At 45.6% G+C, this 23,994-nt stretch carries 24 protein-coding genes; 6 read left to right on the top strand and 18 right to left on the bottom strand.

Annotation, left to right across the window (positions count from 1 at the left end; genetic code table 11):
- Positions 1-122: 122 nt before the first annotated feature.
- A complete protein-coding gene (locus BMY62_RS13880) occupies positions 123-923 on the bottom strand; it encodes a DNRLRE domain-containing protein (RefSeq protein ID WP_090661258.1) in 801 nt (266 codons plus the stop codon).
- Positions 924-1,333: 410 nt separating this feature from the next.
- On the opposite strand from BMY62_RS13880, the gene BMY62_RS13875 reads away from it, so the two are divergent.
- From BMY62_RS13875 to BMY62_RS13865, 3 genes are all read left to right on the top strand, one after another.
- On the top strand, positions 1,334-1,828 hold the full coding sequence (locus tag BMY62_RS13875) for a YbhB/YbcL family Raf kinase inhibitor-like protein (protein ID WP_090661255.1): 495 nt from the start codon (positions 1,334-1,336) through the stop codon (positions 1,826-1,828).
- Between the two features lie 22 nt (positions 1,829-1,850).
- The gene (locus tag BMY62_RS13870; RefSeq protein WP_090661252.1) at positions 1,851-2,756 is read left to right on the top strand and encodes a diacylglycerol/lipid kinase family protein; all 906 of its coding nucleotides are present in this window, start codon (positions 1,851-1,853) and stop codon (positions 2,754-2,756) included.
- A 248-nt stretch (positions 2,757-3,004) separates the two neighbouring features.
- Positions 3,005-3,841 (top strand): metallophosphoesterase family protein, encoded by an 837-nt coding sequence (locus BMY62_RS13865; protein WP_090661248.1) that lies wholly within the window; start codon positions 3,005-3,007, stop codon positions 3,839-3,841.
- 150 nt (positions 3,842-3,991) lie between these two features.
- Here BMY62_RS13865 and BMY62_RS13860 read toward each other — a convergent pair whose 3' ends face one another.
- The 14 genes from BMY62_RS13860 to BMY62_RS13795 all read right to left on the bottom strand — a co-directional run bounded on the left by BMY62_RS13860 (position 3,992) and on the right by BMY62_RS13795 (position 16,388).
- Entirely contained in the window at positions 3,992-4,492 is a 501-nt protein-coding gene (locus BMY62_RS13860; RefSeq protein WP_090661246.1) for a hypothetical protein, read from the bottom strand.
- A gap of 276 nt (positions 4,493-4,768) precedes the next feature.
- Complete coding sequence (locus BMY62_RS13855; protein ID WP_218142990.1) at positions 4,769-5,308, bottom strand: histidine phosphatase family protein; 540 nt, start codon at positions 5,306-5,308, stop codon at positions 4,769-4,771.
- 68 nt (positions 5,309-5,376) lie between these two features.
- The gene (gene sucD / locus BMY62_RS13850) at positions 5,377-6,264 is read right to left on the bottom strand and encodes a succinate--CoA ligase subunit alpha (RefSeq protein ID WP_090661241.1); all 888 of its coding nucleotides are present in this window, start codon (positions 6,262-6,264) and stop codon (positions 5,377-5,379) included.
- Between the two features lie 9 nt (positions 6,265-6,273).
- Positions 6,274-7,455: a malate--CoA ligase subunit beta gene (locus BMY62_RS13845; RefSeq protein ID WP_090661238.1), complete on the bottom strand. Its 1,182-nt coding sequence runs from the start codon at positions 7,453-7,455 to the stop codon at positions 6,274-6,276.
- A gap of 131 nt (positions 7,456-7,586) precedes the next feature.
- Positions 7,587-8,534: an HpcH/HpaI aldolase/citrate lyase family protein gene (locus tag BMY62_RS13840; protein ID WP_090661235.1), complete on the bottom strand. Its 948-nt coding sequence runs from the start codon at positions 8,532-8,534 to the stop codon at positions 7,587-7,589.
- Between the two features lie 254 nt (positions 8,535-8,788).
- Entirely contained in the window at positions 8,789-9,757 is a 969-nt protein-coding gene (locus BMY62_RS13835; RefSeq protein WP_090661231.1) for an ADP-ribosylglycohydrolase family protein, read from the bottom strand.
- Positions 9,758-9,823: 66 nt separating this feature from the next.
- Positions 9,824-10,006 carry a Trm112 family protein gene (locus tag BMY62_RS13830; protein WP_090661228.1) on the bottom strand — a complete coding sequence of 61 codons (183 nt, stop codon included), beginning with the start codon at positions 10,004-10,006 and terminating at the stop codon, positions 9,824-9,826.
- A 40-nt stretch (positions 10,007-10,046) separates the two neighbouring features.
- Positions 10,047-10,889: a ParB/RepB/Spo0J family partition protein gene (locus BMY62_RS13825; RefSeq protein ID WP_090661225.1), complete on the bottom strand. Its 843-nt coding sequence runs from the start codon at positions 10,887-10,889 to the stop codon at positions 10,047-10,049.
- A gap of 46 nt (positions 10,890-10,935) precedes the next feature.
- A complete protein-coding gene (locus BMY62_RS13820) occupies positions 10,936-11,694 on the bottom strand; it encodes a ParA family protein (protein ID WP_090661222.1) in 759 nt (252 codons plus the stop codon).
- 2 nt (positions 11,695-11,696) lie between these two features.
- A complete protein-coding gene (rsmG, locus tag BMY62_RS13815; protein ID WP_090661219.1) occupies positions 11,697-12,365 on the bottom strand; it encodes a 16S rRNA (guanine(527)-N(7))-methyltransferase RsmG in 669 nt (222 codons plus the stop codon).
- Positions 12,362-14,254 (bottom strand): tRNA uridine-5-carboxymethylaminomethyl(34) synthesis enzyme MnmG, encoded by a 1,893-nt coding sequence (mnmG, locus tag BMY62_RS13810; RefSeq protein WP_090661217.1) that lies wholly within the window; start codon positions 14,252-14,254, stop codon positions 12,362-12,364. The genes rsmG and mnmG overlap by 4 nt, the downstream gene beginning before the upstream one ends.
- A gap of 209 nt (positions 14,255-14,463) precedes the next feature.
- Positions 14,464-14,670, bottom strand: a complete 207-nt coding sequence (locus BMY62_RS13805) for a DUF3460 family protein (protein ID WP_090661214.1) — start codon at positions 14,668-14,670, stop codon at positions 14,464-14,466.
- Positions 14,671-14,792: 122 nt separating this feature from the next.
- Positions 14,793-15,545, bottom strand: coding sequence for a polyamine aminopropyltransferase (locus BMY62_RS13800; RefSeq protein ID WP_090661211.1), 753 nt, complete (start codon positions 15,543-15,545; stop codon positions 14,793-14,795).
- 111 nt (positions 15,546-15,656) lie between these two features.
- Complete coding sequence (locus BMY62_RS13795; RefSeq protein WP_090661208.1) at positions 15,657-16,388, bottom strand: pseudouridine synthase; 732 nt, start codon at positions 16,386-16,388, stop codon at positions 15,657-15,659.
- A 97-nt stretch (positions 16,389-16,485) separates the two neighbouring features.
- Here BMY62_RS13795 and BMY62_RS13790 point away from each other — a divergent pair, with 97 nt between their 5' ends.
- On the top strand, positions 16,486-16,938 hold the full coding sequence (locus BMY62_RS13790) for a rhodanese-like domain-containing protein (protein ID WP_090661278.1): 453 nt from the start codon (positions 16,486-16,488) through the stop codon (positions 16,936-16,938).
- A 148-nt stretch (positions 16,939-17,086) separates the two neighbouring features.
- On the opposite strand, the gene BMY62_RS13785 is transcribed toward BMY62_RS13790, so the two are convergent.
- From BMY62_RS13785 to BMY62_RS13775, 3 genes are read right to left on the bottom strand one after another with little or no spacing between them, the layout of a single operon-like run.
- Positions 17,087-18,367 carry an aminotransferase class I/II-fold pyridoxal phosphate-dependent enzyme gene (locus BMY62_RS13785; protein WP_090661206.1) on the bottom strand — a complete coding sequence of 427 codons (1,281 nt, stop codon included), beginning with the start codon at positions 18,365-18,367 and terminating at the stop codon, positions 17,087-17,089.
- An 18-nt stretch (positions 18,368-18,385) separates the two neighbouring features.
- A complete protein-coding gene (locus tag BMY62_RS13780; RefSeq protein ID WP_090661203.1) occupies positions 18,386-19,348 on the bottom strand; it encodes an NAD-dependent epimerase/dehydratase family protein in 963 nt (320 codons plus the stop codon).
- A gap of 5 nt (positions 19,349-19,353) precedes the next feature.
- On the bottom strand, positions 19,354-20,358 hold the full coding sequence (locus BMY62_RS13775) for a zinc-dependent alcohol dehydrogenase family protein (protein WP_256207633.1): 1,005 nt from the start codon (positions 20,356-20,358) through the stop codon (positions 19,354-19,356).
- A 155-nt stretch (positions 20,359-20,513) separates the two neighbouring features.
- On the opposite strand from BMY62_RS13775, the gene glgA reads away from it, so the two are divergent.
- Both glgA and speE read left to right on the top strand, forming a co-directional pair.
- Positions 20,514-21,989 (top strand): glycogen synthase GlgA, encoded by a 1,476-nt coding sequence (glgA, locus tag BMY62_RS13770; RefSeq protein ID WP_090661275.1) that lies wholly within the window; start codon positions 20,514-20,516, stop codon positions 21,987-21,989.
- A 362-nt stretch (positions 21,990-22,351) separates the two neighbouring features.
- Positions 22,352-23,569, top strand: coding sequence for a polyamine aminopropyltransferase (speE, locus tag BMY62_RS13765; RefSeq protein WP_090661199.1), 1,218 nt, complete (start codon positions 22,352-22,354; stop codon positions 23,567-23,569).
- Positions 23,570-23,994: the final 425 nt, after the last annotated feature.

The following is a 23,994-nucleotide window of genomic DNA, read 5'->3' as shown; positions in this document are numbered from 1 at the left end:
CAGTTGCGCTGATTTTTACTTACATCGCGAAATCTAGTACTTACTATCTATACCCGTGTACTGTGCCTTGCTGCATAACACCACGATAACGCTGTACCTGACAATATCATATTGAAAGAGCACTAGCTCGGTACTGCCAAGGTGACAACCAGCTCGAAACGGCTGATACCAAGATCACAGAAATAACCGCCTTCATCCGTTGCATTATAAAATCCAAGAACGCGTGCGTTGTCTGGTGTAATGACAAAACCATAATTCGATCGAACACCACGCACCCATTCACTGACGGTGTTGGTCACATCCAATTGCCACCAACTGCTTCTTGACGTATCGAATGGCCCTGAATCCGGGCGGGATGGCGTTGAAGAAATCGGCAGGCGAGCACCGCTCGGCAATCCGGCCCTGTAAATTCCGGCATCCCAGGATTCAATTGCTTGTCCCAGCAGCATGACGGCGCATTGTTCACGGCTGCCGCGCGATCGTGGCGGATCGAACGGGCCGAAATCACCATAAACATTGAGCTCTGCAAACAAAACCGCTGCACCAGGCGGAAATACCGACAAGTCAAATTTGACTGCGGTCTGGTAAGTTTCGAAAATCCGCAAATGACAGGATTGCCCACGGGTAACCGCCACTTCATAACCGGCCAGATTGTTTATATCGAAATCCGGCCTGGTGCTGTCATGCTGACGCACAAATTCATCCCAGAGATATAACCGCGTTCCACGGCGGTCAAGATGAAAAGGAGAACAGATGCCAAACGTATCATGATGATTCTCTATAAAAATGCTGGCTGTTTTTTCTGCTTCGAGTGTCAATGTCTGTTCGTTCAATGGTCGCAAATTAGCACAGCCATAAACCAAGGTAATCAAAAGAAAAATCAGCACATAATAGCTAAGCAGGCATGGTTTCAGTCGTTGCATATTACTATCCTCCGATTAAATCCCACAACAATACAATAATCTATTCTGACGTTATCATACTTTATTCAGTCACTACTGAGTTATAATCCTGTCGAGAACGGTTTCGAAAGCACCGACTATGTGCAGTACGAAAGACAAGGTAAAACTACGAGAACAACAAAAGCATGTCGCAGCACTGGTTTAAGAAGCTGCTTTGTTGGTGAATAAGCAAAAATTTTCAGCAGCTATTATAATTTCTTACGGCTGCCCGTGCCTGATTATCAGGCACGGGAAATACGTTACGACATGCTAAAAAAATTTGCATTTTTTTTCGAGAAAATTTTATACAGTTAATTTTGCAGGCAAAATAAGCATCTGTATCTTGTCCATGTAACCGGTACAACGCATAAAACGGCAAATAAAAGGGAACAATGACTACTGTCGCATTAATCGTGTTTACACTGCTGTCCACGTCCTTTTCACATATGGGTCAGATGCCTGTCAGACTGACTTGCGACGGCGGCAATATTTCACCGGCGCTGTCCTGGACTGGAATTCCTGAAGAGACCAAAAGTCTGGTACTGATTGTTGATGACCCTGATGCACCCGATCCGGAAGCTCCTAAAATGACGTGGGTACACTGGACGCTTTATAATATCCCAGCGGATAGTACGGGCCTGCCGGAAGGAATTTCTACAGAAAACCTGCCGGGTGAAACACTTCAAGGACTAAATGACTGGAAACGTCCCGGCTACGGTGGTCCATGCCCGCCAATCGGCACACATCGCTATTTTCATAAGTTATATGCACTAAACACAGTTTTACCGGATTTGAACCATCCGACAAAGACCGAGCTCGAAGTGGCCATGCAAGACCATATCATCGCCCAGGCAACGCTTATCGGTCATTATCGCCGCAACCCGTAACCGTTTACCGGCAATAATCATTATGACATCAGAACCCTTGCTAATTCTTGTCAATCGCAAGGCAGGTACAGCGAAAAAAATGGGACACACGCGTTTGCTCGAAACGCTAGAGAGGGTTAATAGATCTGTTCAACTGCACTGGCTTGATCCTGCAGATCTGTCGGCATATATTCAACAGCTGGTCGATGACGGTAACATTAATGAACTCGCTGTCGGCGGTGGTGATGGAACAATCAACCACACCATCCAGCACTTGATCGGCACGAATATTGTACTGTTTCCTCTGCCTCTGGGTACGATGAATCATTTTGTCAAAGATCTGGATCTTCCCGTGCGTCTGGAGGAATTTCTACCTCTATTGAATAGTAATCGAAGCCGGCAAATAGACGTTGGTTGCGTGAATAGCCATTATTTTCTGAATAATGTTTCCCTTGGAATGTATCCCCGTGTCGTAAGATATCGTGGTGTTATACGATTTTCACAGCGATTCCCAAAATTGATTGCCACAGCTTACGCTCTGACTAAAGTGTTGCTGCGCCATCAATCCAGACGCTCATTTACCTGGCGCACAGACAAAGGTGACGATATCAGCTCTCCCGTCTTTCTGATTGCGAATAATCGCTACAAATTTGACATGACCTCACTGGTTCACCGTGAACGGCTGGATGAAGGACGTCTAATGATCATAGCGCCCACTGACGTCAGATTGCCAACTTTACTGGAAGCAATATTGTATGCCTGGACGGACCGTATCGAATACGCCAGCCGTCTCGACGTACGCGCGGTAAAAGATATTGTCATCAACGTAGATTCGGATTCAACCCATGCGGTTATCGATGGAGAGCTGATCCGGCTGGACGCTCCCATAAAACTCCATCTAAAAAAAGCGGCCCTGCGCGTTGTAGATTCACTGGATACGGACGATTAGACGGACTATACGCCAAGCCTCAATATTAACCGAGATCTTTTTAGTCCTTATTATTCAAATAGAAAATTAAAACATGCTATTTTTCTGGATTCGACATGAAACCGACTGAACATCATGTTGCTACAAATATTCAAGCCTATGTGCTATAAACTTACCCCTGAACTTAACTTTGGATAAAGGCGAGAGATTCAGCCATCTTCAAATGAGACACTAAATGTAAACAGATAAACGCATCTTTCTGAGAATCGATGACAACAATTCTTCATTTATCAGATCTGCATTTTGGAAAGCATTTTTTACCCACAGTGAGTGATGTTGTTTTGGCGCAGATTAATGCGTTGTCGCCTGACGTCATCGCAATCAGTGGTGATTTTACGCATCGCGCCAAACCAGAGGAATTTGAAGCAGCACAGCAGTTTTTGCGTTATTTGCCGCCAACGCCTCGCGTTGTCGTACCCGGCAATCATGATATACCGCTATACCGCATCTGGGAACGCATGCTGAGTCCGTATACACTATACCAGCACTATATCAATGATGCCCTGGATTCCCAGTTGAGTGTTAAGGACGCGATTATCGTTGGTCTGGATTCTACCGCACCGTACCGGGCCATCAAAAACGGCCGTCTAAACCGGAAACAGTTGCAATTCTGTGAACAGACCTTCACAAAAGCATCAGAAAATCAATTCAAGGTGGTGGTCATGCACCACCATCTGGTGCCGGCACCAACATTCGAACGTACGCGACCAATGCCACAGGCAAAGCGTACGCTGGAGGCATTCACGCGCATGCGGGTCGATGTAGTACTGGCAGGACATCTGCATCGCGCCTATGTAGGCCACTCGCTTGACGTATATGCAGGAGAAAATCGTGACCACGGTATCATTATTGTCCAATGCGGCACGACAACTTCCTGCCGGGGCCGCGGTCTCGAGCGGGAAAAAAACTCCTTTAATCTGATTACGCTTTCAGCCACGACCATCCTTGTCGAACATTATCATTATAACGAACGCGATGCTGTATTTGAACCTGTAAGCCAGCATAGCTTTAAACGCTGGTCATCAGACAGTTCCATAACAGCATAACTGCCACAAACAAGAACAGTCTCTATCGCTTGCCAGTCGAATATCAGGCTACCCGTTTTGAATTCTGGTATCACGCATACTACAACTTTTGTAATAAACCGCCGGCATTCAGCCGGCGGCTCCACCACTTATAACGCGACTACTCGGGAATTATTTGAACCGCTGCTGCGCGTCCAATTCTTCCAGTGCCTTGTCAAATCCCTCCAGGTCGAATTCGCTTTGCAGGTTGCGCAATGCCTTCATGTATTCATTGACGCGATATTTTTGACTCAATTCCTTTACTTGTTCCGCCAGATATGGATCCAGTATTTCCAGAATACTCAGATCCCAGGGAGGGCAACTCAAACATACCGGAGGTACAGGCCAGCGGGGATTCCATTCAGGTATTATCAGCTCCGGCAGTCGTACTAGAACAGGAACACAGCTTGATGCATTAAGAATGGTAAAACCTGATGCGATATAATCGCTGATGACATCACCTTTCCGGATTTCACAAGCATGGAAAGAGGGTGCCGTTATATTGGTCTGGTCGACCACGCCAGCTTTCTCGGCTGTCACAATCGCACTGTACAAAGCAGAACCGGCCGTCGCATTATGCATATATAACATAATCAGCAAGACCAAAATACCTTTTATCGTCGCATATTTCATGACTGACTCCTTTTGTCGTAGTAACCTTGGAATATCCGGCAGAATTACCGAGTAAAGAAGCTCGTTGCCTGCCGGACTGACTACTAATTTAGCCAATCCATACTCAATGATCTGTGGTAAATCTCACATAACTTTTGCAATTACGGCGGCTCGCGTAAACCAGGAATTAAAAAATTTTGGGTAAGTGTCCAAGCTGAATGAACCCATTCAGCTAAATAATTGAACAGTATATATTACACGGACGGTTTGCTGACAATGTAACCGTTTCGAAATCTTTCATTTGCCGAATTCAAAATGCCTGATTTCGCAATTGCCCACATGAATATCCCTGAGCTGTTGGTCTTCAATACCACCTTCAAAGTAAGCGATAAAAACACGCAATGTTTCTTCATGCGCGACGATCAGTAGCGCTTTATCCCGCTGGGTTTTCAACCATTCTAAAAAATTCAGAACGCGATTTTTATGATCCAGCAGGGATTCGCCTTCATTTACCCGCTTATGCAAAGGGTCGTCAGCAATTGCCTTGAAATAATCCGATACCGGCCGGCTATCAAAACCCGAGCGAATATCATTCAGATCACTATGCGTTACGATAGGCACGTCATGAAAACGATTAACAATCTCAGCTGTTTGACGTGTACGGGGAAGCGGCGATACGATTATGCGATCAAGTACAGTGCTGCGAAGCGCCAATGCAGCCGATTGCGCCTGCGCTATGCCTTGCGTGGTCAAAAAAACCTTCTGGCGGGGATCATCGTTACAGAGACCCAGGTCATTAAAGTTAGTGCGTCCGTGACGCATGCAATAAATATTCAAGCTTTACATGAAGCGGAATCCGATCAGAACGAATACCCCACCAAAACGACACAATACAAAACGAACAATTACAGTTTAGCCATTACCTCGGCAACTGTTTGTCCCATGAGAGAAGGCGTAGGGCATATGGTAACGCCTAATTCCTTGAGGATAGCTACTTTCTCGGCCGCACTTTCACCTGCAGAAGAAATGATTGCACCTGCATGACCCATACGGCGCCCTTCCGGCGCAGTCAGCCCTGCAATATACGCTACCAGAGGTTTGGTCATGTTCTCCTTAAAGAAAATACCGGCATCCACTTCCATCGGGCCACCGATTTCGCCTATCATGAGCGCAACCTTGGTTTCAGGATCTTTTTCCAGTTTTTGCAACACATCCAGATGCGAGCTGCCAATGATCGGATCGCCCCCAATACCGACAGAAGTAGAAATACCGATTCCGAGTAAACGCATCTGATCGGCGGCTTCATAACCCAATGTACCAGATCGTCCCACAACGCCGACATTTCCACGTGAATAAATATGCCCCGGCATGATCCCCAACATGGAACGGCCGGGACTGATTGTTCCTGCACAATTCGGCCCTGTCAGCATCATACGTTCTTTTCTGGGAAACCGGCGCAGGAAATTCTTAACAGTCATCATATCCTGAGTAGGAATACCGTCGGTTATGGAAACGCAGTAACGAATACCGGCATCCGCTGCTTCCATGATGGAATCCGCCGCAAAAGCCGGCGGCACAAATACGATACTGGCCTCCGCACCGACCTGTTGTACCGCCTCCTTGACGGTATTGAATACCGGCAAACCCAGATGCGTCTGTCCGCCTTTACCAGGCGTCACGCCACCGACAACATTGGAACCATATTCAATCATTTCCTGGGCATGAAATGTGCCGATTTTTCCGGTAAAACCCTGAACTATAATACGTGTACTTTCGTCTATTAATATCGCCACTTTATGCTCCTAGCCTTCTTGTGCAACAACCTGGTTACGCGCTGCCACTACTTTCTCGGCCGCTTCTGCCAGGGTATCTGCTGTAATAATTTTTAACCCGCTGTCAGCAATAATCCTGCGCCCTTCTTCGACGTTTGTGCCGGATAAGCGCACGACTAAAGGTACCTGCATGCCAATATTTTTAACCGCCTGGACTACGCCCTCTGCAATCCAGTCACAGCGATTAATACCGGCGAATATATTTACCAGCATGGCTTTAACGTTTTGATCCGCAAGAACCAAACGAAAAGCCTTTTCGGTTCTCTCGGCAGAAGCACCGCCACCAACATCGAGAAAATTAGCCGGTTCACCACCAGCGAGCTTGATCATGTCCATGGTGGCCATTGCCAGACCAGCACCGTTAATCATGCAACCGATATCACCATCAAGGCCTACGTAGCTTAAACCGACCTCTGCTGCCGCAACTTCTCGCGGATCAACCTGCGAGTTATCACGCAGTTCAGCGATTTTATGCCGCCGGAATAATGCATTTTCATCGAACGCCATTTTGGCGTCGAGTGCAATAATTTCATGATTGCTTGAAACTACCAACGGGTTGATTTCCAGAATATTTGCATCAAGATCACGTAATGCACGATAACAGCCCTTGATTGTTTTAACCGCATGGTTTAAAAGCGATGAATCCAAACCCAGAGCAAACGCCATTTTTCGCGCCTGAAAATCCTGTAAACCAACTGCTGGCTCAATGTATATTTTCACGATAGCTTCCGGATGTTCTTTTGCCAGCGTTTCGATTTCCATTCCGCCTTGCGCCGAGCCGACCATAATGACACGCTCTGTACTACGGTCGATCAAAAACGACAGGTAAACTTCCTTGGCAATTTTGGTGCCGGCTTCAATGTACACCCGCGAGCACAATTTACCGGCTGGCCCGCTTTGATGGGTAACCAGGGTTTTACCAAGTAATTCCTCGGCCGCCGTCTCCACTTCATTATGTGTTTTGCAGACCTTGATACCCCCTGCTTTGCCACGAGCACCCGAATGTATTTGTGCTTTCACGACCCAGACATCACCCTCAATTTCTCGTGCACGTTGCGCGGCTTCCTCAACACTATAGGCGATACCGCCTTCAGCAATTTTGACGCCGTAACCTGCTAATATTTCTTTTGCTTGATATTCATGAATATTCAATTCAATTTCCTCGTCAATCGCATATGGTTATTGATGGCTTAACAATAATTGATACCGGCTTTATCAAATAACCAGTATGGTTGTTATAACACCTAGTGAAAAGGCCGCTTGACGCGGCCTTTGAGTATAAGCTATTTTTTTGCGGCTATCGCTTCAGCAATTCTCACCACATTGCTGGCCATTCTTTCCGATGCTGCATCAATCAGACGGCCATCCAGTGCTGCGGCACCTTTGCCCTGTGCAGCCGCATCCTTTAATGCTGCAAGAATGCGCTTGGCTTTTTCGACCTCTGCTTCGGGTGGTGTAAAGACTTCATTCGCCAATGCTATCTGAGTTGGATGAATCGCCCACTTTCCTTCACAGCCCAAAGCGGCCGCACGACGTGCCGCAAGTTTATAGCCCTCGGGATCTTTGATGTCGCCAAATGGCCCATCTATAGGTCGCAGACCGTAAGCCCGGCAGGCCACTGTCATGCGGCTAATTGCAAAATGCCATTGATCCCCGGGGTAATCCGGATTTAATCCGCCGATATTTGTTGTACGGGCACGGTTACTGGCCGCATAATCCGCAACTCCAAAATGGAGCGCTTCCAGTCTGCCTCTGGATCCATTGCATGCAATATCCTCAACGTTGGCCATGCCCAAAGCGGTTTCTATCAACGCTTCCAGGCCAATACGATTTTTCAGACCTTGCTGCATTTCAAGTTGGCTGACCATCGCTTCTACCATATATACATCAGCGTAAACGCCAACCTTTGGAATTAAAAGCGTATTGATTTTGTCACCGGCCTGTTCAACCAGATCAACAACATCGCGCACCATAAACTGTGTATCCAACCCGTTAATTCGGACGGACACTGTGACACCATGCCCTTTCCAATCCAGATCATTAATTGCCTGAATGATGTTTTTACGCGCCTGCAGCTTATCATCCGGCGCAACTGCATCTTCAAGATCAAGAAAAACAAAATCCACGCCGCTTTTTAGTGCTTTTTCAAACATCTCCGGGCTTGAACCTGGAACAGCCAATTCGCAGCGTTGAACCCGTTGAGTTTTTGTTTCATATAGCGTGTGACTCATTCTTACTCCCTGATTATATTCTGAATAATTATACTGATCGATAATCCCGTGACTTAACGTTCGGCACCTGAAGAATGTCAATTGACATATTCAATTTTCACCACGGTAAACGATAAATCTTCAATTATAACACTCGTTGCTTGTGTGATTCTAAAAATGAAGATTAACCGCCCTGGTTTCTTCGGAAAAGTTTCATTTTGAGGATATTCAGCACGTTCTACGTGAACACTTCAGCAGAACTTGAAGAATATTGGCTAGAGGCGCACGCAGGCATCTGCTGCTACAGAAAGTTTATTGTATTTTGCCAGCCAGGATAACGGAATTGCATTGTCACCATCGTACTGTATGGCCGCCTGCGCAGCTGAAATAGCACCAAGCACAATTGCTCGCCCACAGCTATCGCCGCCCGCTCGAATATTAGCTTCTACAGCTTCCTGATAATTTACCGCAAGTCTGGCAATATGCGCTATAACAGGAAGACCCTCATAAACATGACAGGCAGAACCAAATCGCGCTGCTGTCGTAACACTGTTCAATGATTTTATATTAATCGCTTCATCAAGCAGTGGTGCCAGTTTTTCTCCCGAATACTGCAAAGACACAGTTAATGCTGCTTCAATAGGATTACCACTCAGTATACTATGCAGCACAGCAGCAGCATATTTTGCGGCTGCAACCGCAATCTCGTTATCATTTGTCAGACGCACAACAATCTCAATCTTTTCCAGCAAAGCATCTAGCGTTCCATGATGCGCCGCAGTGATGACTGGCACAGTTGAAAGTGCAGCAAACTGATCATCATCGGCACCGGACACTTCAGGATACGTTTGTGGAGTCAGCGGTATCAATTTTAACAATGTCAGACGCGTAGGTGTGTCAATATAACCCGTATAAGCGCCACCTGGGCCAAAATGATTTCTGTATTCGGATTGAAATTCGACACGTTTGAATTCCCCATGAACCGCCAGATGCCTCAGCATCAGTAGACAGGTTTCACCATAACCTGACGCATCGCCAACTGTTTTGCTTCCGTGTGCAAAAAAACCTTCAGCATCGACATAGTGCTCATTCTGCGGTTGTAAAAAAACCAATCCTTTATTTTGTTCAATTTGTGCGATCCGCTCTGGATCGTAAAGCCAATGCAGGCCCAGTGCAGCTGCATCCGCAATCAACGCGCCCATAACAGCAGCCACGCGCGGCTTTAAACCTGTATTAACATTCATGAGTGTGGTGTTGATTTTTTGTAGTGAAATTACAGGTGAGAACCAGGTGAAACATAGCTCGCGCTTTTAACTGATTTCCACTTCATCTGGTATTCTGCGAGCCTCTTCTTCAAGCATAATTGGTATACCATCCTTGATTGCAAATGCCAGTCTATCCGATTTACAAATCAATTCATTATCCTGTTTTTTGTAAAGCAAAGGGCCTTTACAAAGAGGACACACCAGAATATCGAGTAGTTTTGAATCCATAATTTTCCTGTTATCAAATAACGTGATTGGTCTGTCTATTTTAAAGCTTGTTCAATATATCTTCCAACTGATCCAGACTCGAGTAATGAATTACTACATTGCCTTTACCATTCTTCCCTGATTTAATCGTTATCTGCGTACCAAGTCTTTCTGATACCGATTCCTCAAGTGCCAGCAAGTCACGATCAATTTTTCTGGATTTCGAGACGGGTGATTTGTTTCGCTGCTGTATCAGTTTTTCTGTCTCGCGCACCGATAATTTCTGTATTACTATCCGATTTGCCATCGCAATCTGTTCAGCAGGTGTCAGGACGAGTAAAGCGCGCCCGTGACCCATATCAATTTTTCCCTGCATCATCAATTCCTGTACCGCCCCAGACAGATTGAGCAAACGCAGCAAATTAGAAACCCCGCTACGCGAACTTCCGAGTGCATCTGCAGCGGTTTGATGTGTCATTCCAAATTCATCGATTAAGCGTTGGATGCCCATTGCTTCCTCGAGAGGATTCAGGTTTTCACGCTGAATATTTTCGATTAAGGAAATTGCCAGCGCCGTTTCATCTGCCACTTCACGGATTATTGCCGGTACTACTGTCAATCCTGCCAGTTGTGCGGCACGCCAGCGCCTTTCGCCTGCAATGATCTCGTAACTGTCAACACCGGTTGCCCGTACCAGTATCGGTTGCATAATACCTTGCGATTTGATCGATTCAGCCAGTTTCTCCAGCGCTGACTGATCCATATTGGTTCTGGGCTGGTATTTTCCGGGCTTTACCGATGTGATTTCGACATCCTGCAATTTATCTGCGACGCCGTCACCCCCAACATCATTTCCGGAAAACAATGCATCCAATCCCCTTCCCAGGCCTTTCAATCGTGCCATGCCATTTTCCTTCAATATTTTCCTTCTATAATTTGTACAGTATTGATCATACATTCAATACTTCTTTTGCCAGTTCAAGATAGGCCTGCGCCCCTTTCGATTGTCTGTCATGATACAGCACAGGTATTCCAAAACCCGGTGCTTCCGCCAAACGGACATTTCGAGGTATAACCGTACGATAGACTTTATTGCCAAAGTGCTGCTGCAATTGATCAGAAACCTGTTGCGCCAGTATATTGCGTGGGTCAAACATGGTACGCAACAATCCCTCGATACGAAGTTTTGGATTGAATTTTGTACGCACTTTTTTGATCGTATTGACAAGATCACTGAGCCCCTCCAATGCATAATACTCACACTGCATTGGAATCATCACTGCATGTGCCGCGCACAGTCCATTAAGCGTCAACAAATTCAGTGCCGGCGGACAATCAATAATAATGTAATGATATTCATTCTCGATTTTGGACAATTCAGTCTTTAAACGCGTTTCTCTTTTCGGAAGCGCCACCATTTCAACTTCGGCACCGGCCAGCTCGCGGTTCGAAGGAATCAAATCATACTTAGCCTGTAGATTGTTGACGCGCACAGATTCGATTGATATCTCGCCGAGTAATACCTGATATACTGTATGTTTTACGGTCAGCTTATTTGTTCCACTGCCCATTGTTGCGTTGGCCTGCGGATCAAGATCTATCAGTAAGACTTGTTTGTCTGTCGCAGCCAGACTCGCAGCCAGATTGACGCTGGTGGTGGTTTTACCAACGCCGCCTTTTTGATTTGTAACTGCTAAAATCTTTACCAAAGCTACCCCTGATCCGGATCGGATGACCCGGTCGATCGGCCAATAATAATCAATTCCCGTTTTGCCATAAGTCCCGGAACAGTCAGAGAAATTTTATTTTCAACATAGAAAGGCGTTTCGACTTCCTTGAGCTCCTGGTCGGAGCAACTACCTTTCATCGCAATCCATCGACACTGCACATCGCCCGCTGACACCAGATGGCATGTCGTTTTTAAAAAAACACCCAAACTCGCATACGCCCTTGAAATAATGGAATTTATTCTATCCTTCAATGTTAAACTCTCGACCCGTACCGAGGCAATCGAAATATTGACGAGACCGAGCTCAATTTTCACTTGTTGCAGAAAAGCGGCTTTTTTATGATTACTTTCCACCAATACTATCTGCCAGTCGGGACGCGCTATTGCCAGTGGTATTCCAGGCAGTCCCGCCCCACTGCCAATATCGACTATCTGAGGACCCTGCATGTACGCTGCAACCGACAAACTGTCCATAATATGCTGATACAACATGCCTTCTATGGTTTTAATTGCCGTCAAATTATATCGTTTGTTCCATTTCTCTATCAGCAGTAAATACTGAATCACCCGGTCCTGCATATCTTGTCTTTGTATCGAATGAGGATTATTCAGTTCAGATAACCCCTGATCGAGTTGCTCAACAAGCTTCATGCTCTCTGTTTCAAGTCTGACTGGCCTGATTTTCGCCTGATATGTACCAGCAACAATGAAATTGCCGCCGGAGTCACACCGGAAATTCTGCTGGCCTGGCCTATCGTCTCAGGTTTATGCAGAATTAATTTCTGCTTTACTTCGTTCGATAGCCCTTTGACAAGTGCATAATCCAAATCATCAGGCAAAGGCGTTGTTTCAAATTGTGATTGACGATTGATTTCTTCCAGTTGACGCTTGATATATCCCTGATATTTAATCTGAACTTCAACCTGCTCGGCAACTTGATTATCCACATCGACCTTTATTCCGGGCAACAGCATCAGTTGTGCATAGCTTACACCAGGGCGTCGTAACAATTCAGTCAGCGTGTATTCACGATCAATCGATTTACCCACAACCTGTATTATCAAATCGTCTGGCACTGATCCGGGATAAATTCGCAAACTGTCCAACCGCAGCTTTTCTCTCTCGACCGCTTCATATTTGTCGGCAAAAGCTTTCCACCTTGCGTCATCTACCAAACCAAGGCGTCTGCCGGTCTCTGTCAAACGCAAATCTGCATTATCTTCTCGCAATTGCAAGCGATATTCCGCTCTGCTGGTAAACATTCTGTAAGGCTCAGTAACACCCGAAGTTATCAAATCATCAACCAGAACACCAATGTAGGCTTCATTTCTTTGCGGACACCAGACCGGTTTCTGTTGCACACTTAAAGCAGCATTAATACCGGCCAGCAAACCCTGGGCGGCAGCCTCTTCATAACCGGTTGTACCGTTTATCTGACCCGCAAAAAACAATCCTGAAATTGTTTTGGTTTCAAGAGAGCGCTTCAGATTTCTCGGATCAAAATAATTATATTCAATTGCATATCCCGGCCGTGTCACATGTGCGTTTTCAAGCCCGGCTATCGAGTGAATCATATCTATCTGAAATTCATATGGCAGGCTTGTTGAAATTCCATTCGGATAAATCTCGTGCGTATCCAATCCCTCCGGCTCAAGAAAAATAGAGTGACCGTCCCTACCAGAAAACCTTACTACCTTATCCTCTATCGATGGGCAGTATCTTGGACCGACACCCTCTATCTGACCCGTAAACATAGGCGATTCGGGCAATCCATTATGTATAATTTCATGCGTCGTTGGATTCGTGGTGGTGATCCAGCAGGACACCTGCCGAGGATGTTGGACTGTATGCCCCATGAATGAGACGATGGGTGTCGGAGTATCCCCAGGCTGCTCTTTCAACTTACTGAAATCAAGGCTACGGCCATCAATACGCGGTGGTGTACCGGTTTTCAGCCTGCCAACCGGCAATTTCATCTCATTCAATCTGTGAGCGAGCGTGATTGCAGGCGGATCACCAGCTCTGCCAGCTTTGAAATTGGTTTTTCCAATATGCGCCAGACCAGCCAGAAATGTACCCGCAGTTAGTACTATCGCTTTAGCATAAAACTTTATTCCAAGCTGCGTCACAACGCCAACGACACGATCATCAATCATTATCAAATCGTCTACAGCCTGTTGTATCAAACAGAGGCAGCGTTGATTTTCTATTCTTTTGCGTATTGCCTGGCGATATAAAACGCGGTCGGCCTGCACGCGTGTGGCACGAACAGCAGGCCCCTTACTCGAATTCAAAACCCGGAACTGTATACCAGCCTCATCAGCGGCAAGCGCCATGACGCCACCCAGCGCATCTATTTCCTTAACCAGATGACTTTTACCAATGCCACCAATTGACGGATTGCACGACATCTGACCAATTGTATCGATATTATGCGTGAGCAACAGCGTTCTGCAGCCCATTCGCGCAGCCGCCAAAGCAGCTTCGGTTCCGGCGTGACCGCCGCCCACGATGATAACGTCATAGTCTTGCTTGTTCATTATAAAATGCAGATTCAATTACATGAATATTGAGTATTTGAACGATTATTATGTCTGTTTCACGTGAAACATTACTGACAAATTATAGGTGGGTGCTGTCTATGATTGCAACACGTATAACAAAAAACCGGCATGTTTTTACAAAATGCCGGTTTTCAATATCTACGACACCCTTGATTTAGCCGGGTGTGAAATGTCACCAAATCAATTCATTTTCTTTTATCAGAGTCCGGGCTAAAATATACATATGACTTCTGCGGAACACTCGACTCTTTAAATCGTTTTTGCTCCTCACGATTAAGCTGTTTATCCCACCAGATACTTCGGGCTGTCAAGCGTTTTTCCTTAACTTTCGGATTTTTTTCCAGAAATTCCCGCATGAATTTTGTTTGTTCAGATTCGTAACTGTAGTCCATTGTTCAATTATATTGTTGGTTTATGAAAAATGACAGCACGTACTGTACCATACTATTTTTTTACAATACAGTATCTGCAGCGATTAGTATAAAAACCGGTGCGCAATGCGTGCGAATATCTTTCACTGGGCATATTTTTGCATTTTTGATACAAAATCTGTAAAAGGTAATGCATACTGTTTTTCTAATTTATTTGCAGTCTTACGAAGTGATTTCCACGAATGCTTGCGCGGATTGCTTCTGAAGGCAAACACAATCAAATTGCCGCGTATCTCTGACAGCATCGCGATCATTTGACCTTTAAAGGATAATTCGATTCTCCTTAAAAATGTTTTAACATTCTTATCGCGGCTGAGGAGGTTGATCACCAGTATGCCGTCTCTGGCCAGCATTTGCCGCGCCTGATCATAAAATTCCTGACTGCAAAGGGATGGCGCCTGATATTCATCGTCAAACCCGTCAACCATGATCACATCCGGTGAACGCGACTGTGTGGCAATAAATTGACCGCCTTCGCTGATAATAATTTCAAAACGATTATTTTCCTGTGGCAATTCAAAATACTGACAGGCTGCAGTCACTACCTGCGGATTAACTTCAACCACTGTTACCCTGGTATTCGGCAGGTTGTGATAAATAAACTTAGCCAAAGAACCCCCTCCCAGGCCTATCAATAAAATTTGATCAGGATCAGGTTGAAACAATAAAAAACCCATCATGCATTGTGTATATACAAGCTCGAGTTCATTGGGTGCTGAAATCCGCATTGCGCTTTGAACCATCGATCCATTTAAATGCAAAGAGCGCACGCCGTTGCATTCGCTGATTAACACTTCAGGGCCCTCATAGAACTGTTTATTTATCGATTTAGTCATTGTCGTACATAAAACACCAAAGATGTGTGTACGGGTTTACCATAATTAAAGGTCATATAGCACCCCGCGATAACACATTACTTGCTCTCTAAATATCCTGGTAAAGCTGCACTAGAATTGCTCATCTGTCTCAAGATAGCGCCACCGTCCTTCCGGCAGATTTCCGAGCCTGACATTTCCGATACGTACCCGTTTTAGTCCTGTTACTTGCAAGCCGACCTGTTCACACATACGACGAATCTGACGTTTTCTACCTTCCTGTAGCACAAAACGTAACTGATCTTTGTTCTGCCAATTAACCTGCGCCGGTTTTAATGCTCTTCCATCCAGACGCAAACCATGATTGAGTAATGCTAATTGCTCTTCAGAAAGACGACCTCTCACCCTGACCAGATACTCTTTGTCGACAAATGATTCATTACCGATTAATTGCCGGGCAGTGCGACCGTCCTGAGTAAATACCAGCAGGCCCTGCGAGTCAATATCCAAACGGCCGGCAGGCGCAAGATTTTTCAAGTGCTCCGCTTTGAATTTTTTTTTGATGCCTTTGTTATGAAATTGAGTTTCTGCCTTGATTAATTGAATTGCCGGCCGGTATCCGGATTCAGGCTGGCCGGAAACATAACCGACTGGCTTATTGATGAGAATGGTAACAAGCCTCGACTGTTGAGATCGTGCAGCAGAGTGCAGTGTGATCTTTTGCTCAGGAAATATTTTACTGCCAACTTCCAAGATACGTTTACCGTCCACAAAAACCCAGCCACGTTCGATATAATTGTCGGCTTCTCGTCGTGAACATAAACCCTGTTCAGCCATCAGTTTGGATAAACGAATTTTTTCCATAAGCACTCGTGAACATAATGAACTGCATATCTGTGAAAATAGCATTATTATAGAGAATATCTATCTGCCGGAGATTTTTCTTTGTACAATATACAATATGGAAAAGAGTGAAACTTTATTACTTAAGGCTCAGCAACGGGCCAGAGAGATGGGGCTGCCTTATAAAGGTGCATTGCTCCCCATCGAAGCGTACCACATACTTCAAGAATCAACACAGGCACAACTGGTGGACGTGCGCACCCACGCGGAATTGGATTGGGTCGGTCGCATACCCGGTGCCAAAGAAATAGAATTGCGCTCCTACCCCAGTATGCAGCCTAACACGCACTTTCTCAGCGAACTTGCCAAACATATCGATAAACAATTGCCTGTACTGTTTATCTGTCGCAGTGGCGCACGTTCTGGCCATGCCGCTGCCATGGCTACAGAAGCCGGTTTTAGCGACAGTTATAACATTCTCGAAGGTTTCGAGGGTGATAAAGATGATAAAGGACATCGCGGTACAGCTTATGGATGGAAAGCCGCGGGACTGCCCTGGGTACAAAGCTAACAGTTTCTGATCTGCAGGTTTTTCATCTTATTTGTTCAACAAGTTTCAGGGCGTGTTTGCATATCCTTTATGACTGCAGGCCCTGGTGGGCATATTGTTGACTGTTTATGCCTATTGCGCAATCAGCAACAATGCCGAAAAAACCTGATTACTCAGTAAAATTTTCAAGTATTTCCAGAACAAAATCGATATCCCGTGTCGTATGATTCGCGTTGATCTGAAAACGGATCTCCTCATCTCCCCGAGGGACGACCGGATAATTCAGGCCAGTAGCAAGAATCTTGTTCTCAAACAGATAATTGTTAAGCATCATCGTCTTGGAACTATCGCGTACGATCAACGGTGTAACCGGATGCTCTCCGGGTATAGTTTCAAATCCGAGCGCTTGCAAACCGGCTTCAAAATGTGAAGTCAAAGCACGTAATTTTTGTAATCGCTCAAGCCCTGCTTTGCTCTCAAGTATTTCCAAAGATATTTTTGCGGCAAGTGCCTCGGACGGGGTAACAGGATTGGAATAAATGTAACAAGGTGATGATTCGCGCAAATAATTGATCACTGCGTTACTGGCAACTACATATCCGCCATTAACGCCCAGCGCTTTGCCCAGCGTTGCAATCAAAATATCGACTTTGCATTGTGTGTATTCTTCAGCCCCCCGTCCCGTTGTGCCAAACGCACCAACACCGTGAGAATCATCCACTACCGTGATAATGCCTTCATCAAAATACCGCTCATAATTGCGACAGATTTTGTCAATTTCGGCTAACGGCGCATGATCCCCTCGCATGCTGAAAATGCCGTCGGTTACAACCAGAACCCGATTTATCTTTACCGGTTCATGCTGTCTACCCGAGGCGTAACGATCAATAACACGATCCAGCTCGGACATATTAAGGTGTCGGTAAATGGCTTTTTCCGCTGGACGTGATAATCGAATTGCATTAATGATACTGTTGTGATTGAGCTCATCGCTGATCACCAGCGTATTACGATCGATCAATGGTGGCAATACACCCAACACAGCTGCATATGCCGCGCTGTAAATCATTGCTGCCTCCCGCTGATGAAAAGCCGCAAGCCTGTTTTCGAGCTCTACATGCGGCACATACGTGCCGGATATAAAGCGTACGGCACCGGGTCCGGTACCAAATTCTTGCACACCTTTCTCTTCTGCCTGCATGACTGCCGGATGCAAGGACAACCCCAGATATGAATTTGAATTCATCAGCAGATAAGGGTTGCTATCTGCAGCCAAAAAATAACGCGGTCCCAATGCATTATCCTCATCGCCAACAGGCAGGGAGCCATTTTTCACCCAATCGGGTAAGTTGATCCGTGCGATAGCACGCTCTGCGCCTTTTAGCACACCCCTGTTCTTAATAGCATCCACTTTCTCAGTGCAAATGGCATTCAGTTTTTCCAGTGACATATGATCCCCTGCGATTGATTAAAAGCGTTTGTCGCCCAGTCTGAACAACAAGCGGTCAATCATGTCCTGTGTCATGCTTTCCAGGTCATACCGAGGTTTCCAGTCCCATTCTTCACGTGCCGCCCGGTCATTCATATGACGGGGCCATGAATCGGCTATAGCCTGACGCACAGGATCAACAGTATAATGCATCGAAAATTCGGGAATAAACCGTTGAATACAGGCCGCAAGCTCTTTTGGTGCAAAACTCATGGCGGTTATATTGAAGGCGTTACGGTGTTTCAACCTGTTTGCGTCAGTTTCCATCAGTTCAATAGCCGCTCTAATGGCATCGGGCATATACATCATGTCCAGATAAGTGTCCTGCTTCAGAAAGCAGTTATACCGTTTTTCTTTTATGGCATGATAAAATATTTCGACTGCATAGTCCGTTGTTCCGCCTCCCGGCATGGTTTCATGTGAGATCAGCCCCGGGTAACGCACGCCACGGGTATCAACACCGAACCGTGTATAATAATAATTGCATAACAATTCACCCGACACTTTGCATACGCCATACATGGTATTCGGATGTTGCAAAGTATCCTGAGGGGTATTGTCGCGCGGCGTATCGGGTCCGAAGGCGCCAATGGAACTTGGAAAAAATACGGCGCATCCGTTTGCGCGGCTGACTTCCAGAATATTGTATAAACCATCCATATTGACTTTCCAGGCCAATTGCGGTTTTTCTTCGGCCTTGGCCGATAACAACGCGGCCAAATGAAAAACTGTATCAATGTTATATTGTTTTACAACAGCATCAATTACCTTGATCTGTGTCACGTCAAGCGTTATATACGGACCATTGTCAGCTAGACCGGGCTGCGGTTCATTTTGGTGACCTGCGGCAATTACCTGAGCGCTTCCGTAACGTTGGCGCAACGCAGGCACCAATTCTGAACCAATTTGTCCAGTTGCGCCGGTAACCAAAATACGTTTCATGACCCTTATTTCTCTATGATTAACACCACCTTGCCTAGCGGGTGCTGTTTCTCGAGATAATCCTGGGCAACGGCGGCTTCTGCAAGATCGAATGTTTTCGCAATTTCAACAGTCAGCTTTCCCTCTTCCATTAATATTGCACAGCGTCGCAGAATTTCGCCCTGTAGCTGCATTGCGCTGTCAAGCTCCAGCATCACCGGCGTCAACATCAATTCAAAACTGAAACGGAGATTACGCAGCCTTGCTTCACGCCAGTCGGTGTCTGCAGCCGGCTGCAATATAGTCACTACATCCCCGTAGGGTTTCACACAACTAAAACAATTTTGCAACACCGATGGGCCCACTGTATCCAGCGCTATATCCACGCCGGAATCGTCGGTCCACCGCATTACTGCTTCAGACACATTCTCTAGTTTATAGTTAATCGTCTTATCCGCGCCCAGTCGTTTGACAAACTCGGCCTTCTCGTCACTGCTGACAGTGGTGATCACATGCGCGCCGGCAAGTTTCGCCAGCTGAATTGCCACATGACCCACACCACCAGCGCCTGCGTGAATTAAAACTGTCTGTCCGGCAGATATGCGCGCACGTCCATGCAGTGCCTCCCATGCCGTGATCAACACCAGGGGGGCTGCTGCTGCCTGTTGGTATGATAACGATTCTGGTTTTTTCGCCAGCAGCGCCTGATCCACATGCACGTATTCGGCATAGGTGCCCTGACGGCGATTGAAACCAGGCTGTGAAAAATAAATTGAATCCCCCGGTTTAAAAGTTTTTACGTTGTTACCAACAGCCTCTACAATACCGGCTCCGTCACATCCTGGTATCACAGGGTAAGAGACTGGGAAACGATCTGGAGCGGCACGGATTTTACAATCAACCGGATTGATTCCCGCAGCTTTGATGCTTACAAGCACCTGATTCTCTCCACAGGGTTCGGGAAAATTCCTCTCACCAAATTGTAATACCTCAGATGTTCCGCCTTTTTCAAAATAAACTGCTTTCATCATGTCTTCCCTTCGCTTTTTCCTTTTTCTGGCAGTGGCAGTGAGGCCACCGGCGGCTATTTCAGAAAAACTTGAAAATTGTATCGTTTTCCATCAAATGTATAATGCAACTGATACTTTATTATGGCATGTGCAACCCTTTACGTCGTATCTTTTTCATGAGCACAAAACAACATAAACTCAAGATTCTATTTGCAACCAGCGAAGCGCACCCACTTATAAAAACCGGTGGACTTGCCGATGTATCTGGTGCTCTGCCAATCGCCCTGCAGAAACTAGGATGCGACATTCGGGTTATTTTGCCCGCTTACGGCGATATCCTGGAAAGCAATCTTCAAATAAAACCATTAACGGAAAGATACCTGCCAGGTATTCCAGGAAAAATCACACTGTATTCTGCACGCCTTGGCAACAGCCGGGTCAAGGTATGGCTTGTCGGACATGCTTCCGCTTTCACACGCAAAGGGAACCCATATATTGACGCAAACGGCGATACCTGGCCTGATAACGCAGAGCGTTTTACTTTGTTCAGCAGGGTTATTGAGCAGGTTGCATTGAATCGAATGCAACTGGACTGGGACCCGGACATTGTACATTGTAATGACTGGCAGACCGGGCTCGTACCGGCTTTGTTAAAACAAACACCCAATGCGCCGTCCTGTTTATTTACCATACACAATCTTGCATATCAGGGTCTGTTTCCGTACAGTACGTTTAGCGCTCTGAGCCTGCCTGCCACACTTTGGTCGCCCGAGGCACTGGAGTTTCATGGTCAGTTGTCATTTATCAAAGGCGGTCTTGTTTTTGCCGATCGTATCAACACGGTCAGTGCACAATATGCAAATGAAATACAAACACCTCAAATGGGCTACGGTCTTGAAGGATTATTGCAATACAAACAACAGGTACTCTCAGGGATCGTCAACGGAATTGACGATAAAATCTGGAATCCCCAGACAGACCAGCTTATCGCTCAAAATTATACTGCGAATTCACTCACCAGAAAAAAAGCAAACAAAGCGGCATTGCAGCAACTGTATCAATTGCCCGCCGATAATAACGCATTCGTCCTGGGCTGCGTCAGCCGGCTTGTCGAACAAAAAGGTATCGATTTAATCCTTGAATTTCTCAAAACCATTAAAACCAAACCACTACAATTTTGTCTTTTAGGTACCGGTGATCAGCGTTATCAGAAAAAATTTGTCAATCTTGCGAAAAAATACCCGGACCGAATTGCTGTCAATATCGGTTACGATGAAAAAATCGCCCACCAGATCGAAGCCGGCGCTGATGTGTTTTTGATGCCTTCACGCTTTGAACCGTGCGGATTGAATCAGCTTTACAGCATGCGCTACGGCACGGTTCCCGTAGTACACCATATTGGAGGGCTTGTCGATACAGTAACTGATACTACTGAAGAAACAATTGCCGACAACACTGCTACAGGATTTGTGTTTAACCAGCCGACGGTGGTTGCATTAAACGCAGCAATTAACAGAGCGCATCAGTTTTTTAACAAACCCGCAATATGGCAAAAAATAATCAAAAACTGTATGAGTGCAAATTTCACCTGGCATAAGAGCGCTGAAAAATATTTCAATCTATATCAGCGCATTCAGCACAGACAACCCTAAATAATCATATAATACAATGTGTTAACTATAACATTAATAACTACTCCTAGTAAGGCGGTAACGAAAAAATAATACACGTATTCCAATTCGTGCAAGTTCCAAGTAAAATTCCGCTTTTTCCTTTTATGGATTTTACGAAACTCAAAAAATTTTCAAAGGGTTTCTAAAACAAACATACGCTCGGTCGAAGCCGAATTCTTAACCAGGTGACTGTGTTTAAGTATCAGTTCCCTACGTTGGGTTTTGCACGAATTGAACGAAAACGAAGATCCCAAGATTCTGCCACAAAGCAGTAACTTCAAAATTTTACATTCAACAAATCGTCTTGAACTGTACCAGCCATTGAATCAGGAGTTGCAGACATGAACGGTTTGCATCTGATTGGCGATTTAAGTGGTTGTCGCTGCGATCCGTCGCGACTGCTCAATGGCGTCGATTTTAAAGACCACTGTATCGAAATGGTTCATGCAGCCGGATTAACCGTGATGGATGCCACATTCAAGCAATTTGACGATTCCGGCTTTACAGGTACCGTTGTATTAGCCGAATCTCATCTGGCTATTCATACCTGGCCGGAAAACAATGGATTAACGCTGGATGTCTATGTCTGTAATTACAGTGCAAATAATAGCAACAAAGCACATAAACTGTTTGATGCGATCATTGATTACTTCCATCCAGCTGAAATCGCCAAACATGAAATCGAACGCGGTGAGCACACACTTGTTGAGCCTCTGAACGATACTACTGGCTTTTATGTTAAGGCCAGCCGCCAAATTGGGGAGTGGCGTACAAAATATCAAAAGCTCTCAATCTACGACACGCCGCAATATGGCAAAGTTTTTCGCCTGGACGATTTTAATATGACATCAGAGCAGGAAGAGTTTATCTATCACGAAAACCTGATTCATCCTGCATTGACAATTCTCGAAGCGCCGAAAAATGTACTTATTATAGGTGGTGGTGACGGCGGTTCCTCCGAAGAAGCTTTGAAACATCCATCCGTGGAACAGGTGACGATGGTTGAAATAGATGAGGATGTTATTAAAATCGCCAAGCAGCATTTTCAAGCAGTGCACAACGGTGTATTCGACAATCCCCGTTTACGGGTGGTTGTCGATGACGGCGTACAGTTTCTGCGTAACACACAGGATAAATTTGATCTCATCGCACTGGATCTTAATGATCCGGTCGGGCCGGCAGCGGCGCTTTATTCTGAGGAATTTTTTTATCAATGCAACCAGGCACTAAAACCAGAGGGTCTGATGACGCTGCATATTGGCTCACCAACAGCACATCCTTCCCGCGTAGCTGAAATCTCGCATCGGCTGAATCAGGTTTTTCAAATTGTGCGACCATATACGATGTATATTCCGCTTTATGGTGCCTTATGGGCATTGGCTGTCTGTTCCAATAAACTTGATCCAAAAGCATTCACAGCAGATGAAATTGATAACCGTATCAATTCACGCAATCTTCAACAGCTTCAATACTACAACGGCGAAACGCATTCAGGTGTATTTGCACTACCAAACTACGTAAAAGAAATTGTTGCTGGTAATAGACACTCAACAATATAATAAATGCGGTCATCTGTATTGCGAAACACAGACACATCGTATAAAACGACAAGTGCCGCACTGATCTAGTACTCTATCAATATGATATTGCCAGGTACAGCGTTGCCGTGGTGTTATGGAGCAAGGCACAGTACGCGGGAAAGGGTTATTCCCTTTTCAAGTACTGTAACACGGCTGCAGGACACCACGGCAACGCCCTGTGGGTGAGCTTGTCAGCGTCCATGGACTACGTTGTGTCTTTTGTAATAGAACAACTATTTCCTGCAAGACACGCCTTGCCATGAACACTGACAAGCTCACTGAACCCGGCAATATCATATTGATAGAGTACTAGTACTCCTTCAATAAAATAACTTAGGATGTTAAAGTTATTCCTCAACAGATAACTATAACCTGTTGAGGATTATGACGATGAGAAAACGCTA

This window comes from Nitrosomonas marina, assembly GCF_900111605.1.
In the GTDB taxonomy this organism is placed as follows: Bacteria; Pseudomonadota; Gammaproteobacteria; order Burkholderiales; family Nitrosomonadaceae; genus Nitrosomonas; species Nitrosomonas marina_A.
The sequence above is the reverse complement of the archived record's forward strand: the minus strand, read 5'-3'. Positions and strand labels throughout refer to the sequence as shown.